This window comes from Achromobacter sp. NFACC18-2 (assembly GCF_900108985.1).
Taxonomy (GTDB): Bacteria; Pseudomonadota; Gammaproteobacteria; order Burkholderiales; family Burkholderiaceae_B; genus Achromobacter.
Genome location: NZ_FNYM01000003.1, coordinates 313189 through 328220 on the forward strand (window position 1 = coordinate 313189; position 15032 = coordinate 328220).

The 15032-nt window shown below is 66.6% G+C and carries 10 protein-coding genes; 5 read left to right on the forward strand and 5 right to left on the reverse strand.

Annotated elements, in window-relative coordinates; genetic code table 11:
- The first annotated feature begins 159 nt into the window (after nucleotides 1-159).
- Nucleotides 160-2211: an OPT family oligopeptide transporter gene (locus BMW75_RS06330; protein ID WP_092577903.1), complete on the forward strand. Its 2052-nt coding sequence runs from the start codon at nucleotides 160-162 to the stop codon at nucleotides 2209-2211.
- 57 nt (nucleotides 2212-2268) lie between these two features.
- Here the strand turns inward: BMW75_RS06330 and BMW75_RS06335 are convergent, their stop codons facing one another.
- The 4 genes from BMW75_RS06335 to BMW75_RS06350 all read right to left on the reverse strand — a co-directional run bounded on the left by BMW75_RS06335 (nucleotide 2269) and on the right by BMW75_RS06350 (nucleotide 7312).
- Nucleotides 2269-3507, reverse strand: coding sequence for a M20 family metallopeptidase (locus BMW75_RS06335; RefSeq protein ID WP_092577905.1), 1239 nt, complete (start codon nucleotides 3505-3507; stop codon nucleotides 2269-2271).
- A 4-nt stretch (nucleotides 3508-3511) separates the two neighbouring features.
- Complete coding sequence (locus tag BMW75_RS06340) at nucleotides 3512-5227, reverse strand: hydantoinase/carbamoylase family amidase (protein ID WP_092577907.1); 1716 nt, start codon at nucleotides 5225-5227, stop codon at nucleotides 3512-3514.
- An 11-nt stretch (nucleotides 5228-5238) separates the two neighbouring features.
- A complete protein-coding gene (puuE, locus tag BMW75_RS06345) occupies nucleotides 5239-6183 on the reverse strand; it encodes an allantoinase PuuE (protein WP_092577909.1) in 945 nt (314 codons plus the stop codon).
- A gap of 220 nt (nucleotides 6184-6403) precedes the next feature.
- Complete coding sequence (locus tag BMW75_RS06350; RefSeq protein ID WP_092577911.1) at nucleotides 6404-7312, reverse strand: LysR family transcriptional regulator; 909 nt, start codon at nucleotides 7310-7312, stop codon at nucleotides 6404-6406.
- Between the two features lie 147 nt (nucleotides 7313-7459).
- On the opposite strand from BMW75_RS06350, the gene BMW75_RS06355 reads away from it, so the two are divergent.
- Nucleotides 7460-8701, forward strand: coding sequence for an MFS transporter (locus tag BMW75_RS06355; protein WP_092577913.1), 1242 nt, complete (start codon nucleotides 7460-7462; stop codon nucleotides 8699-8701).
- Nucleotides 8702-8715: 14 nt separating this feature from the next.
- Here BMW75_RS06355 and BMW75_RS06360 read toward each other — a convergent pair whose 3' ends face one another.
- The gene (locus tag BMW75_RS06360) at nucleotides 8716-9732 is read right to left on the reverse strand and encodes a 1-aminocyclopropane-1-carboxylate deaminase (protein ID WP_092577915.1); all 1017 of its coding nucleotides are present in this window, start codon (nucleotides 9730-9732) and stop codon (nucleotides 8716-8718) included.
- Nucleotides 9733-9925: 193 nt separating this feature from the next.
- Between BMW75_RS06360 and BMW75_RS06365 the strand changes: the two genes are divergently transcribed.
- From BMW75_RS06365 to odhB, 3 genes are all read left to right on the forward strand, one after another.
- Nucleotides 9926-10396, forward strand: a complete 471-nt coding sequence (locus BMW75_RS06365; RefSeq protein WP_076519462.1) for an Lrp/AsnC family transcriptional regulator — start codon at nucleotides 9926-9928, stop codon at nucleotides 10394-10396.
- 328 nt (nucleotides 10397-10724) lie between these two features.
- Nucleotides 10725-13592 (forward strand): 2-oxoglutarate dehydrogenase E1 component, encoded by a 2868-nt coding sequence (locus BMW75_RS06370; RefSeq protein WP_092577917.1) that lies wholly within the window; start codon nucleotides 10725-10727, stop codon nucleotides 13590-13592.
- Between the two features lie 103 nt (nucleotides 13593-13695).
- Entirely contained in the window at nucleotides 13696-14931 is a 1236-nt protein-coding gene (gene odhB, locus BMW75_RS06375) for a 2-oxoglutarate dehydrogenase complex dihydrolipoyllysine-residue succinyltransferase (protein ID WP_092577919.1), read from the forward strand.
- The last annotated feature ends 101 nt before the right edge of the window (nucleotides 14932-15032 follow it).

Below are 15032 nucleotides of genomic sequence, written 5' to 3' on the forward strand. Positions count from 1 at the left end.
AATCCAGGGCGAATCCGGCGCGAATCAGCATATTGTGTCGTGAGGTTTTGCCGTTACGGCAGCTTCTACCGTGAAACCCCGCTTACGGCTGGTGACCACTGGGTGGACGCCAAGGCGCTAGAATTCGCGGCTATCAATCGGGAGAAACGGGAGAAACCCATGACTGAACCCATGCGCGTCCCTGCGGAGGTCACCCTGCCGGAACTGACGTTCCGGGGCGTCCTGCTCGGGGCGCTGATCACCGTGATCTTCACCGCCTCCAACGTGTTCCTGGGATTGAAGGTCGGCCTGACGTTTTCCTCCGCCATCCCGGCGGCGGTGATCTCGATGTCGGTCCTGCGCATGTTCAAGGACGCCAACATCCTTGAAAACAACATGGTGCAGACGCAGGCCTCCGCGGCCGGCACGCTGTCCGCCATCATCTTCATCCTGCCGGCCCTGGTCATGATGGGCCACTGGCAGGGCTTTCCGTTCTGGCAGACGCTGGGCATCTGCGCGGCCGGCGGCATGCTGGGCGTGATGTTCACGATTCCGCTGCGCCACGTCATGGTGGTGCAGAGCAATCTGCCCTATCCGGAAGGCGTGGCGGCGGCCGAGATCCTGCGGGTAGGCTGCGCGGAGCGCGAGCAGGACGAGCTGGAATCGGGTTTGCCGCCCGCCGGCAAACCTGCCGCGACCGGCATGGGCGACATCGTGGCCGGCGGCATCGCGGCGGCCGTGGTCAGCTTTGCCGCCAGCGGCCTGCGCGTGCTGGGCGACGGCGTCAGCCGCTGGTTCGAGCTGGGCGGCGCGGTGTTCCGGCTGCCCATGGGCTTCTCGCTGGCGCTGCTGGGCGCGGGCTATCTGATCGGCATCGTGGCGGGCCTGGCGATGCTGACGGGCCTGATCATTTCGTGGGGCATCGCGGTGCCCATCCTGACCGCGATGGGCGACATGCCGGCCGGCGCAACGCTGGCGTCATATGCCACCGGGGTGTGGTCCTCGCAGGTGCGCTTCATCGGCGCGGGCGTCATCGGCGTGGGCGCGATCTGGACGCTGGCGACGCTGTTCGTGCCGATGGCGCGCGGCGTGAAGGCCTCGTTTTCCGCGCTGACCAAGGAAGGCGCGGCCCGCGCCGGCGCCGCGCCGCGCACCGAGCGCGACTTGTCGGCGGGTTGGATATCGGCCGTGACGCTGGTGCTGGTGGTGATCCTGGTCATCACGTTCCAGGTGTTCCTGTCAGGCGTGCCGCTGTCGGCTGGCGCCATCTGGAAGCTGGTGGCCTATGCGGTCCTGTTCGCCTTCGTGTTCGGTTTCCTGGTGGCCGCGGCTTGCGGCTACATGGCGGGCCTGGTGGGCTCCTCGACCAGCCCGATCTCCGGGGTGGGGATCGTCGCCATTGTCTTGGTTTCATTGCTGATGCTGGGCGTGGGCGGCGAGCTGATGGCGATCGAAAACGGCGTGCAGATGGCGATCGCGCTGGCGATCTTCAGCACCTCGGCGGTGGTGGCGGTCGCTTCCATTTCGAACGACAACCTGCAGGACCTGAAAACGGGTTGGCTGGTGGGCGCCACGCCGTGGCGCCAGCAGGTCGCGCTGCTGATCGGCTGCGTGGTGGGCGCGGCGGTGATCTCCCCGGTCCTTGAACTGCTGTACAACGCCTACGGTTTCGCGGACGCGATGCCGCGCGAAGGCATGGACGCATCGCAGGCGCTGTCCGCGCCGCAGGCCACGCTGATGCTGGCGATCACGCGCGGCATCTTCACCCACCAGCTCAACTGGACCATGATCCTGATCGGCATGGCCGTCGGCGTGGGCCTGATCGTGGTGGACGAAATCCTCAAGCGCACTTGCAAGGTCGCGCGCATCCCGGTGCTGGCCGTCGGTATCGGCATCTACCTGCCGCCGACCGTGGCCGCGCCCATCGTGGCGGGCGCGCTGCTGGCCTGGCTGCTGGAACGCGTGCTGCGGCGCCGCGCGGCCGCCGCCGGGCAGCCCTACGACAGCTATGCCGAGGCGGCCAACCGGCGCGGCGTGCTGATCGCGTCCGGATTGATCGTGGGCGAGAGCCTGGTGGGCGTGCTGATGGCGGCGATCATCGGCGCCGCGGGCACCGAGGCGCCGCTGGCGATCGTGGGCGAAGGCTTCGCCACGACCGCGTCCTACCTGGGGTTGGCGGTATTCGTGCTGGTGGCCGTGCTGTTCTCGCGCCGCGTGCTGCGGCTTTCGTAGCGCGGCTGGCCGGGAGGGCGGTGTCTGACACCCTGGGGAGACGGTCCCCAGGGAATGTCAGTCACCTTCGGCCCGCAGCAGGTCCGACAGCGCGCGGGCGATGACCTTGGTGGCGCGGCGCAGGTCTTCCAGCACGATGCGTTCATCGCTGCGCTTGGCGTGCGATTCCAGCACCGTGCGCGGGCCGGCGCCATAGATCACGCCGGGTATGCCGGCTTCGGCATAGAGCCGCACGTCGGTGTAGAGCGGTGTGCCCATCGCCGGTATCGGTTCGCCGAAGACCGCTTCTCCATGCTTCTGGATGGCGTGCACCAGCGGTTGCGCGCCGGGCAGGGGGCGCATCGCGTTGGCGAGCAGCAGCCGCTTGATGTCCACCCGGATGCCGGGCTGCGACGCCGCGGCCTCCTCGATGATCCGACGGATGTCGGCCTCGACCTCGACCGCGTTTTCCTCGGGAATCATGCGGCGGTCCAGCTTGAAGCTGACCTTGCCGGGCACCACGTTCGTGTTGGTGCCGCCTTCGATCCGGCCCACGTTCAGATACGGATGCGAGATGCCGGGCACCTGCGACGTGATCTTGCGGTACAGCGCATTCTGCGCGTAAAGGGCGTTGAGGATGCCGACGGCGCCCTGCAGCGCGTCCACGCCGCTGCTCGGAATGGCGGCGTGGGCCATCTTGCCGTGCACCGTCACTTCCATCTGCAGGCAGCCGTTGTGCGCGGTCACGACTTCATAACTGAAGCCGGCCGCGATCAGCAGGTCGGGCCGGGTCAGGCCCTGCCCGAGCAGCCAGCCAGGTCCCAGCAGGCCGCCAAATTCCTCGTCATAGGTAAAGTGCAGCTCGACCGCGCCGCGCGCCGGCCTGGCCACGGCTTCCAGTGCGCGCACGGCGAAGGTGAAGCTGGCGAAGTCGCTCTTGCTGACCGCGGCGGCGCGGCCGTACAGGCTGCCGTTTTCGATGTCCGCGCCGTAGGGGTCGTGGGTCCAGCCGTCTCCGGGCGGCACCACGTCGCCGTGCGCATTGAGCGCGATGCGCGGGCCGGCGCCGCCATACTCGCGGCGCACGATGAGGTTGGTGATGGACTGCATGCCGTAGTCCGCGACCGCCTGGGCCGGCACGGGATGCGCTTCGGCCTCGAGGCCGAACGCCTGCAGCAGTTGCGCGGTGCGCGCGGCGTGCGGCGCGTTGTTGCCGGGCGGCGTGTCGGTGGGCACGCGCACCAGTTCCTGCAGGAAGCGGACTTCTTCGTCGAAATGGGCGTCCACCCAGGCGTCGAGTCGGGCGTAGTCGGTCATGGTTTTACGTCGTGGTGTCGTTGGATAGCGCATCCAGCAGGCCGAGCATGGCCTGCGCGGCAAGTTCGATGTCGTCGCTGGTGGTGGATTCGCGGGGGTTGTGGCTGATGCCGTTGTTCTGGCCGCGCACGAACAGCATGGCCTGGGGCATGATCTCGTGCAGCTTCATGGCGTCGTGGCCCGCGCCGCTGGGCATGCGGTGCGCGGGCACGCCCAGGGCGTCCACGGCGCGTTCCCAACGCTGCTGCCAGCGCGGGTCGCTGGGCGCGGCGGCGGCGCGCATGGTTTCCTCGATCGCGTAGCGCAGGCCGCGCCGTTGGCAGATGGCGGCCAGCTCGGCCAGCACGTCGTCCACCAGCGCGTCGCGCTGCGCATCGCTGGGCGCGCGCAGGTCCAGGCTGAAACGGCATTCGCCCGGCACGACATTGATCGACCCGCTGGGGACCTCGAACATGCCCACGGTGCCGACCGAGTCGCCATCGCTGGCGGCGCGCCGTTCGACGTAGAGCGCCAGTTCGGCGGCGGCCACGGCCGCGTCGCGCCGGCGGTCCATGGGCGTGGTGCCCGCGTGGCTGGCCAGTCCCAGGATCTGCACCTGGTGCCGCACGCAGCCATTGATGGACGTGACGACGCCCAGCGGCAGGCCCAGTTCATACAGGACGGGCCCCTGTTCGATGTGCACCTCGACAAAGCCCAGGTAGGCGGCCGGATCGCGCCGCAGCGCCGCGATGCCGTCGATGTCCAGGCCGGCGTGCGCCATGGCCTCGCGCATCGTGACGCCGTCGGCATCCTTCTGGTCCAGCCATCCGGGGTTGAAGCCGCCGATCAGCGCGCCCGAGCCCAGGAAGGTGGCCCGGTAGCGCTGGCCTTCTTCTTCGGCGAAGGCGATCACTTCGATATCGAACGACAGGCGCCGGCCCTGCCGGTGCAGCGCGCGCACACACGCCATGGGCACGAAGATCCCGAGCCGCCCGTCGTACTTGCCGGCATTGCGCACGGTGTCGTAGTGGCTGCCGGTCATGAGGACGGGCGCGTCGGCCCGGTCGGCGCGGTAGCGGCCGACCACGTTGCCGACCGCATCGATCCCGACCTCGTCAAAGCCGCAGTCCCGCATCCATTGCGACAGGCGCGCGGCGCAGGCCCGGTGCGCGTCGGTCAGGTACGTGACCGTGAGCTGGCCCTTTTCGGCGTAGCCGGGATCGCTGTAGGCGCTGAGCGCTTCGTGCCAGTCCCAGATGTCGTTGCCGAGGGCGGGTTCGCCGAAGCGTGCGCGCAGACGCAGTTCGGCCATCCGGTGCAACTGGCGCAGCGCTTCTTCCTGTTCGGCGTCAGGGGGATTGTCCAGGCGCCGCGACAGGTCTTCCAGGAGGCTTGCCCCGTCCAGCGGCGTGCCGCGGGGGCCGCGATCGGCGGCGATGAATCCGAAGCCGAAGCGGGCCGCGTATTGCGCCGTGAGCTGCGCCAGGCGCTCGGCGTGCGCCGCATCGGCGCCGGGCAGGGGCCCGAAGGCGGGCTGGGCGCGCAGCAATGCCAGGCGCGTGTCAAGGCTGGCGCCGTCCACCGCCTGGCGCAGGCGCTGGCGCAGGTCGGCGACGGACCGGAAGGGTCGCGAGCGCAGCGCCTGCTCGGCGACCCAGGGCGCGTGCGGGTACAGATCGGCAAGCTGCGCCTGGGCCTGGGCAGCCGGGGCGGCGTTGAGATCGTCTAAAGGGTCGGCCATGTGGGTCCTGTTCAACGGGCGGGATCAAAAGGGTGCGTGGTTTTCCAGTGGCGCGCGATGTCCAGGCGTCGGCACACCCAGACGCGGTCGTGGCGCGCGATGTGGTCCAGGAATCGCTGCAGCGCGACGATGCGCCCGGGCCGGCCCAGCAGGCGGCAGTGCATGCCGATGCTGAGCATCTTGGGCGATTCGTCGCCCTCGGCGTAGAGCGCGTCGAAGCTGTCTTTCATGTACTGGAAGAAGGGCTCGGCGTGCGAGTAGCCCTGCGGCAGCGCGAAGCGCATGTCGTTGCAGTCCAGCGTGTAGGGCACGATGAGTTGCGGCGCCACCGAGCCGTCGGTCTTGCGCACTTGCATCCAGAACGGCAGGTCGTCGCCGTAGTAGTCGCTGTCGTACTCGAAGCCGCCGTAATCGGCCACCAGCCGGCGCGTGCGGGGGCTGTCGCGTCCCGTGTACCAGCCCAGCGGACGCGTGCCGGTCAGCGCCGTGATGGCGTCCATGGCCAGGCGCATGTGCTCGCGTTCCGTGGCTTCGTCCACGTCCTGGTAGTGGATCCAGCGCCAGCCATGGCAGGCGATCTCGTGGCCCAGTTCGACGAACGCGGCGGCGAGGTCGGGATGGCGCTGCAGGGCCATCCCGACGCCGAACACGGTCAGCGGCAATTGCCGCTTTTCGAATTCGCGCAGGATCCGCCACACGCCGGCCCGCGAGCCATATTCATAGATGCCCTCCATGCTGAGATGGCGGTCCGGGTAGCTTGCCGGATTGAACATCTCGGACAGGAACTGCTCCGATCCCGCGTCGCCATGCAACACGCTGTTTTCGGCGCCTTCTTCGTAATTCAGCACGAACTGCACGGCGATGCGCGCGTTGCCCGGCCATCGGGCGTGGGGAGGATTGCGTCCGTATCCGATGAGGTCGCGGGGGTAGGGCAGCGTGGCGTCGTAGGCGGGCATCGGCGGGGCAGCGCAGGGCGGGCGGCTAGGGGAAGGAGGGACCGGCGGCCTGGCGGTTCGCCGGTGTTGCATCGGTCTTGGACGGGTTTTGCACGAGGTCTTGCACGGGCTCTTTCATGTATACAAAGTATGTACATCAAATACCAGAGATCGGCCACCCGAGATTGCCCTAGCCATCGCCCTGGATGGCGAATTCCGTCAATTCCGGCAATTCCGGCGATCACGCGTGAGGCGCTTGCCCGCCTTTGAACAACGCCGCGCCCATGAAATCGATAAAGACCCGCAGCTTCGGCGCGAGGTGCTTGCTCGATGGCCACAGCAGCCGGAAGGTGCCTTCATGCTGGACGTGCCGGTCCAGCACCGATACCAAGTCGCCCCGTTCCAGCGACGGCCGGACCAGGAAGTCGGGCAGGCACGCGATGCCCAGGCCCGCCAGCGCGACATCCAGCAGGGCCGCGGACGTGTTGCAGGTCATCGAGACCGGCAGCGCCCATTCCGGCGCGTCGGGGGCGCGCGTCAAGGGCCAGGGTTCGAGTTTTCCGGTGCTGGGAAATTTGTGCTGCAGACAGGCGTGATGCACCAGGTCGGCGGGGGACGCAGGCGTTCCGCGAGCTGCCAGGTAGGCGGGCGACGCGACGAGCAGCAGCCGATACGTGCCGACCGGACGCGACACCAGGCGCGAGTCGGTGGGCTCGCCGGTGCGCATGACGACGTCGAAGCCCTCGTTTATCACGTCGACCAGGCGGTCCGAAAAATCCACGTCCAGCTCGATGGCGGGGTAGCGGTGCATGAAGTCCGTCAGCGCCGGCATGATCAGCATGCCCACCAGAGGCAGGCTGATCCGCAGCCGGCCGCCTGGCGCTTGCCGGGTTTCGGACAGTTCGAGCTCGGCCGATTCGACTTCGCACAGAATGCGGCGGCAACGTTCGAGGAACAGCGCACCCTCGGCGGTCAGCGTGATGCTGCGCGTGCTGCGATGGAACAGACGCACGCCCAGCCGTGATTCCAGCCGGCAGATGCCCTTGCCGACCGTGGACGAGGACACGCCGAGGCTGCGGGCCGCCTCGGAAAAATTTCGCGTTTCGGCGGCCTGCACGAAGAAGGCAATGGCGCTCAGGGATTCGACCATGCTCGATTAAGGAAAATTTGTCGGAATTGTTTTGAACATTAGCATTATTGTCGCGAACCGCTCTGGGCGCGACCATGGCTGCCTTCGATCAATCCGTCCAGCCCGGCGCCCACAGTCAGCGCGGGCCGGGCTTCAAAAAGGCAGAGCATGACCAGTTCAACAACCCGGATTCCCGAGGGCGGCGCGGATGGGGCGCGCCTGCCGATTGCATCGCTGCTGGCGCTGGCGTTGGCAGGTTTCATCACGATCCTGACCGAAGCGCTGCCGGCGGGCCTGCTCCCGCAGATCAGCGCCGGCCTGGGCATTTCCGAAGCGATGGCCGGCCAGATGGTGACCGTCTACGCCATCGGCTCGCTCGTGGCGGCGATCCCCCTGACCGCCGCGACACAGGGCGTGCGCCGGCGACGGTTGCTGCTGGCGGCGATTGGCGGATTCGTCATCGCCAATACCGTCACCACGGTATCCACGCGCTTTGAATGGATCATGGCGGCGCGTTTCCTGGCGGGCGTGTCGGCCGGGCTGCTGTGGGCGCTGGCGGCAGGCTACGCCGCCCGCATGGTGCCGGAGCGCCAGAAAGGGCGCGCCATCGCGATTGCCATGGTCGGCACGCCCCTGGCGTTGTCTCTCGGCGTGCCGGCAGGCACCTTTCTGGGCAACCTGGTGGGCTGGCGGTCGTGTTTCGGCATCATGAGCGCGTTGGCGCTGATCCTGATGGCGTGGGTGCGCGTGCAGGTGCCGGACTTCGCCGGGCAGGCGGCCGGCGAGCGGGCGCCGCTGCGGCGCGTCTTCACGACGCCGGGCGTTCGCGCGGTGCTGTTCGTGGTGTTCGCGTTCGTCCTGGCGCACAACATTCTCTACACCTACATTGCGCCCTTCCTGGCCGCGGCAGGCATGGGGGATCGCACGGACGCGATGCTGCTGGTGTTCGGCCTTTCGTCCTTGCTGGGACTATGGGTCATCGGCGTTCTCATCGACACCCATCTGCGCGCGCTGACGCTGGCCAGCACGGCGTTGTTCGCCTTGTCCGCGCTGGCCCTGGGCGTGCGGGGCGATGAACCCGTCGTGGTGATCGTGGCCGTGGCCGCATGGGGCCTGGCTTTTGGGGGCGCGCCGACGCTGTTCCAGACCGCGATCGCGCATACCGCCGGCGGTGCGGCCGACGTGGCGCAGTCGATGCTGGTCACGGCCTGGAACCTGGCGATTGCGGGCGGGGGGATCGTGGGGGGCGTCCTGCTCGCCCGCGCGGGCGTCGCCGCATTCTCGCCCGCGCTGCTGGCACTGCTGGCCGCGACGCTGGTGGTGGCGGGCGCGGCCAGCCGTCACGGCTTTCCCGGGCAGCGCGGGCGCGGCGCAGGCCTTACCGCAGATCCCCGCAGGGCCACCCCGTAACCCCGAAGCCGCCGTTATCCGTTGCGGTAGAGAAAGCTGTAGGCGTTGATCGCCGGCACCCCTCCCAGGTGCGCATACAGAACCTTCGATCCGGCGGGAATCTCGCCTTTGCGGATGATGTCCATCATCCCCTGCATGGATTTTCCTTCGTACACGGGGTCGGTCATCATGCCTTCCAGCCGGGCGCAGGTGCGGATGGCGTCGTTGGTTTCGGGCGAGGGCAGGCCGTAGGCCGGATAGGCATAGCGCGTGTCCAGCACCACGTCCTTGTCTTCGATCGGCTTTTCAAGTCCCACCAGATCGGCGGTGCGCCGCGCGATGCGCAGGATCTGGGCTCGTGTCTGGTCGGGCGTGGCCGACGCGTCGATGCCGATGACGCGGTCGGCGCGCCCGTCGGCCGCAAAGCCCACGACCATGCCGGCCTGGGTGCTGCCCGTGACCGCGCAGACGACGATGTAGTCGAACTTGAAGCCCAGCTCGGCTTCCTGGCGCCGCACCTCTTCGGCAAAGCCCACGTAGCCCAGCCCGCCCAGTTCATGGTCCGAGGCGCCCGCCGGAATCGCATAGGGCTTGCCGCCGCGCCGTCTGACGTCTTCCAGCGCCTCTTCCCAGCTCTGGCGAAAGCCGATGTCAAAACCCTGGTCCACCAGCCGCACGTCCGCGCCCATCAGGCGGCTCATCATGATGTTGCCCACGCGGTCGTAGACCGCGTCCGAATAATCCACCCAGTTCTCCTGGACCAGCACGCAGGCCAGGCCCAGCTTGGCGGCCACTGCCGCGACCATGCGGGTGTGGTTGGACTGGATGCCGCCGATGGTGACGAGCGTGTCGCAGCCTTGCTCCAACGCCTGCGGGATCAGGTATTCGAGCTTGCGCAGCTTGTTGCCGCCGAAGGCCAGGCCGCTGTTGCAGTCCTCGCGCTTGGCGTAGATCTCGACCTTGCCGCCCAGGTGCTGGGACAGGCGGTCGAGCTTTTCAATGGGGGTGTCGCCGAAGGTCAGGCGATGGCGGGGAAAACGTTGCAGATCCATGGGGGCTCCTGGTGATCCTGGCAGGGTCCGCGCCAGCGGCGGGACTTGCAAAAATCATAGAAATCATGGGGTTGTGGGGTCAATTGCGTATTTTTTTAAATCGTTAAATCAAAAAATCGTTTATTCCGATTAATGGATTTATTATTTCGAAAGTAAAATCCGCCACGAAATATTATTTTCAGGGACGTATCGCATGACTGCCGTTTTCACGCTCGACCGCATCGACCGGCAGATCCTGCGCATCCTCCAGGAGGACGCGCAGATCACCAACCTGGACCTGAGCGCGCGCGTGCACCTGAGTCCGGCCGCGTGCCTGCGGCGCGTCGAACGGCTAAGGAGCGAAGGCGTCATCAGAAAGACCGTGGCGCTGCTGGAGCCCGCCGACGTGGACATGGCCACGCTGGTCATCGTGGGCGTGGTGCTGGACCGCTCCACGCCCGACTCGTTCACCGACTTCGAGGAAGCGGCCAAGGGCATCAGCGGTTGCCTGGAATGCCATCTGGTCGCGGGGGAGTTCGACTACTTCCTCATGCTGCGCATACGGGATCTTGAACGCTTCAACAAGCTGCATGCGGGCGAGATCATCAAGCTGCCTGGCGTACGCCAGATCCGCACGTTTTTCGTCCTGAAAGAGATCATGTCTACCACCGCGCTTCCGGTTTGACGCGGCTTAAATGCAACACTTGGCTTTCAGGCAAATCAAAATGACGCGCTGCGGCATTTTGGATTGCCAGATTTTGGTGGCGCGTAGACGGCGCAATGCCAGGGGTTCAATGGACATTCCGATGCCGCATGAAAGCATTCCGAAAGCGCCTTGCGCGGCACAAAATTGGCGGAAGACGCCCGTAAACTCAAAGGGTTATACTCTTCGACCATAGGCTTTCAGGGCTTGTACGCGCCTTCTGCCCCTGCTATCCGCTTAACGGGAAGCCCGTGTCGCGGAAGGTTTTCCTGCATCGTATCGAGTGAAGCACTCGTAAAGGTGAAGCGATATGTCTTCGGAAATAGAATCTCTATCCACGTCTTACCTCTTTGGGGGTAATGCCCCCTATGTCGAGGAGCTTTACGAAGCCTACCTCGATAACCCCGGTTCGGTTCCTGACAACTGGCGCGAATATTTCGACCAATTGCAGCACGCTCCCGCGACCGACGGCCAGGAATCCACCCGCGACCAGGCCCACGCTCCCATCGTCGAATCGTTCGCCCAGCGCGCCAAGGCCAATGCCTTCGTGCAACGCGCCGCCGAACCCGACCTGAGCGTCGCCAGCAAGCAAGTGTCGGTGCAATCGCTGATTGCCGCCTACCGCTCGCTGGGCTCGCGCTGGGCCGACCTGGATCCGCTCAAGCGCCAGGAACGTCCGCCGATCCCCGAACTCGATCCCGCCTTCTACGGCCTGACCGAAGCCGATCTGGACCAGACCTACTCGGCCACCAACACCTACTTCACGACCGCCAGCACGATGACGCTGCGCGACATCCTGAAGGCGCTGCGCGATACGTACTGCCGCAGCATCGGTGCAGAATTCACCCACATCTCCGACCCCGCCGCCAAGCGCTGGATCCAGGAACGCCTGGAAACCACGCTGGGCGCACCCACGTACACGGCGGAAGAAAAGCGCCACATCCTGCAGCAGCTCACCGAGTCCGAAGGACTGGAACGCTTCCTGCACACCAAGTACGTCGGCCAGAAGCGCTTCTCGCTGGAAGGCGGCGAAAGCTTCATCGCCTCGATGGACGAAGTGGTCAACCACGCCGGTGAAAACGGCGTCCAGGAAATCGTGGTCGGCATGGCCCACCGCGGCCGCCTGAACCTGCTCGTGAACATCATGGGCAAGATGCCCGGCGACCTGTTCGCCGAGTTCGAAGGCAAGCACGCCGAAGGCCTGACCGACGGCGACGTGAAGTACCACAACGGCTTCTCGAGCGACCTGTCCACGCGCGGCGGCCCCGTCCACCTGTCGCTGGCGTTCAACCCGTCGCACCTTGAAATCGTCAACCCCGTCGTCGAAGGCAGCGCCCGCGCTCGCCAGGAACGCCGCGGCGATGCCGAAGGCAAGCAAGTGCTGCCGGTGCTGGTGCACGGCGACGCGGCCTTTGCCGGCCAGGGCGTCGTGATGGAAACCCTGAACCTGGCCCAGACGCGCGGCTACGGTACGGGCGGCACGCTGCACATCGTCATCAACAACCAGATCGGCTTCACCACGTCCGACCCGCGCGACTCGCGTTCGACGCTGTATTGCACCGACGTGGTCAAGATGATCGAAGCCCCGGTGTTCCACGTCAACGGCGACGACCCCGAAGCCGTGGTGTTCGTCACCAAGCTGGCCCTGGACTACCGCCTGCAGTTCCGCCACGACATCGTCGTGGACATCGTCTGCTTCCGCAAGCTGGGCCACAACGAGCAAGACACCCCGTCGCTGACGCAGCCCCTGATGTACAAGCGCATCGGCCATCACCCCGGCACGCGCAAGCTGTACGCCGACAAGCTGACCACGCAAGGCGTGCTGGCCGAAGGCGAAGCCGATCAGCTGGTCAAGGACTACCGCCAGCTGATGGAAGACGGCCAGCGCACCATCGAACCGGTGCTGACCGACTACAAGAGCAAGTACGCCATCGACTGGTCGCCGTTCCTGGGCGCCAAGTGGACCGACCAGGCCGACACCGCCGTGCCGCTGGCTGAACTGAAGCGCATCGGCGAACGCATCACCACCGTGCCGGAAGGCTTCACGGTGCACCCGCTGGTCGCCAAGCTGCTGAACGACCGCCGCACGATGGCCAAGGGCGAAATGAACTTGGACTGGGGCATGGGCGAACACCTCGCCTTCGCGACCCTGGTGTCCTCGGGCTACGCCATCCGCATTACCGGCCAGGACTCGGGCCGCGGCACGTTCACGCACCGCCACGCCGTGCTGCACGACCAGAACCGCGAACGCTGGAACGATGGCACCTACATCCCGCTGCAGAACGTGTCGGAAGGCCAGGCGCCGTTCACCGTCATCGACTCCGTGCTGTCCGAAGAGGCAGTGTTGGGCTTTGAATATGGCTACTCCAGCGCCGAGCCCAACACGCTGACCATCTGGGAAGGCCAGTTCGGCGACTTCGTCAACGGCGCCCAGGTCGTGATCGACCAGTTCATCAGCTCCGGCGAAGCCAAGTGGGGCCGCCAGTCGGGCCTGACCCTGATGCTGCCGCACGGCTACGAAGGCCAGGGCCCCGAGCACTCGTCGGGCCGCATCGAGCGCTTCCTGCAGCTGTGCGCCGACAACAACATGCAAGTGGTCCAGCCGACCTCGGCCTCGCAGATCTTCCACGTTCTGCGCCGCCAGATGATCCGCCCGTTCCGCAAGCCGCTGGTGCTGTTCACGCCGAAGTCGCTGCTGCGCAACAAGGACGCGGGTTCGCCCCTGACCGACCTGGCCGGCGGCAGCTTCCGCCCGGTCATCGGCGAGGTCGACGAGGCCATCGACGCCAGCAAGGTCAAGCGCGTGCTGGCTTGCTCGGGCAAGGTGTACTACGACCTGGTCAATGCCCGCCGCGAGCGTGGCGCCGACCACGTCGCCATCGTCCGTGTCGAGCAGCTCTATCCGTTTGCGCACAAGTCGTTCGAAGCCGAACTGCGCAAGTATCCGAAGGCCACCGAAGTCATCTGGGTGCAGGACGAACCCCAGAACCAAGGCGCCTGGTTCTACGTTCAGCATCACGTGTACGAGAACATGGTCGAAGGCCAGAAGCTGGGCTACGCAGGCCGTGCCGCGTCGGCATCGCCGGCCGTGGGCTACCTGGCCAAGCACCAGGAGCAGCAGAAGGCCCTGATCGAAACGGCCTTCGCGCCCAAGTTCAAGGTCATGTTGACGAAGTAACCTTTACTTGATGCACGCGCCGCGGGCGGCAAGCGTTCCGGAACCCCGTTTCGAACCTTGCCGCGCCGCGTGACAAGAACACACTCTCTACGGAATAAACAAAATGGCTATTACCGACGTCGTCGTTCCCCAACTTTCCGAATCCGTCTCCGAAGCGACCCTGCTGACCTGGAAGAAGCAGCCCGGCGCTGCCGTTGAAGCGGACGAAATCCTGATCGAAGTCGAAACCGACAAGGTCGTGCTGGAAGTGCCGGCCCCCGCCTCGGGCGTGCTGTCCGAAATCGTCAAGGGCGATGGCAGCACCGTGACCTCCGGCGAAGTCCTGGCCCGCATCGACACGGCCGCCAAGGCTGGCGCCGCCGCCACCGCGCCCGCCGAAGCCCCCAAGGCCGCTGAACAAGCCGCCGCCGCGCCGGCCCCCGCCGCTGCTGCCCCGGCCTCGACGGCCGCCGCTGGCGTCGCGTCGCCCGCCGCCTCCAAGATCCTGGCCGAGAAGGGCGTTGACGCCGCTTCCGTGGCCGGCACCGGCCGCGACGGCCGCGTGACCAAGGGCGACGCCCTGGCCGCCAGCGCGCAGCCCAAGGCCGCGCCCGCCAAGGCTGCCGCCGCGCCCGCCCCGACCACGCTGTCGCTGGATGGCCGTCCGGAACAGCGCGTGCCGATGAGCCGCCTGCGCGCCCGCATCGCCGAGCGCCTGCTGCAATCGCAACAGGAAAACGCGATCCTGACGACGTTCAACGAAGTCAACATGCAGGCCGTGATCGACCTGCGCGCCAAGTACAAGGACAAGTTCGAAAAGGAACACGGCATCAAGCTGGGCTTCATGTCGTTCTTCGTCAAGGCCGCCGTTGCCGCGCTGAAGAAGTACCCGCTGATCAACGCCTCGATCGACGGCAAGGACATCATCTACCACGGCTACTTCGACATCGGTATCGCTGTCGGCAGCCCGCGTGGCCTGGTGGTGCCGATCCTGCGCAACGCCGACCAGCTGTCCATCGCTGAAATCGAAAAGACCATCGCCGACTTCGGCCGCCGCGCCGCTGACGGCAAGCTGGGCATCGAAGAAATGACCGGTGGCACGTTCTCGATCTCCAACGGTGGCGTGTTCGGTTCGATGCTGTCGACCCCGATCATCAACCCGCCGCAATCGGCCATCCTGGGCGTGCACGCCACCAAGGATCGCGCCGTCGTCGAAAACGGCCAGATCGTCATCCGCCCGATGAACTACCTGGCCCTGTCCTACGACCACCGCATCATCGACGGCCGCGAAGCCGTGCTGGGCCTGGTCGCCATGAAGGACGCCCTGGAAGATCCGCAGCGCCTGTTGCTGGACCTGTAATCTCGACGCCCCTGGCCGGCGCCGCGCGCGACCCGCAAGTCGCGCGGCGCCCGGGCCGGCTCCCCGCCGGCCCGCAGCACGACCACGCTGGGCAGGAAGTG

Coding starts and splice junctions, on each gene's coding strand:
- BMW75_RS06330 (WP_092577903.1), top strand. CDS start 160: ATGACTGAACCCATGCGCGTCCCTGCGGAGGTCACCCTGCCGGAACTG.
- BMW75_RS06335 (WP_092577905.1), bottom strand. CDS start 3,507: ATGACCGACTACGCCCGACTCGACGCCTGGGTGGACGCCCATTTCGAC.
- BMW75_RS06340 (WP_092577907.1), bottom strand. CDS start 5,227: ATGGCCGACCCTTTAGACGATCTCAACGCCGCCCCGGCTGCCCAGGCC.
- puuE (WP_092577909.1), bottom strand. CDS start 6,183: ATGCCCGCCTACGACGCCACGCTGCCCTACCCCCGCGACCTCATCGGA.
- BMW75_RS06350 (WP_092577911.1), bottom strand. CDS start 7,312: ATGGTCGAATCCCTGAGCGCCATTGCCTTCTTCGTGCAGGCCGCCGAA.
- BMW75_RS06355 (WP_092577913.1), top strand. CDS start 7,460: ATGACCAGTTCAACAACCCGGATTCCCGAGGGCGGCGCGGATGGGGCG.
- BMW75_RS06360 (WP_092577915.1), bottom strand. CDS start 9,732: ATGGATCTGCAACGTTTTCCCCGCCATCGCCTGACCTTCGGCGACACC.
- BMW75_RS06365 (WP_076519462.1), top strand. CDS start 9,926: ATGACTGCCGTTTTCACGCTCGACCGCATCGACCGGCAGATCCTGCGC.
- BMW75_RS06370 (WP_092577917.1), top strand. CDS start 10,725: ATGTCTTCGGAAATAGAATCTCTATCCACGTCTTACCTCTTTGGGGGT.
- odhB (WP_092577919.1), top strand. CDS start 13,696: ATGGCTATTACCGACGTCGTCGTTCCCCAACTTTCCGAATCCGTCTCC.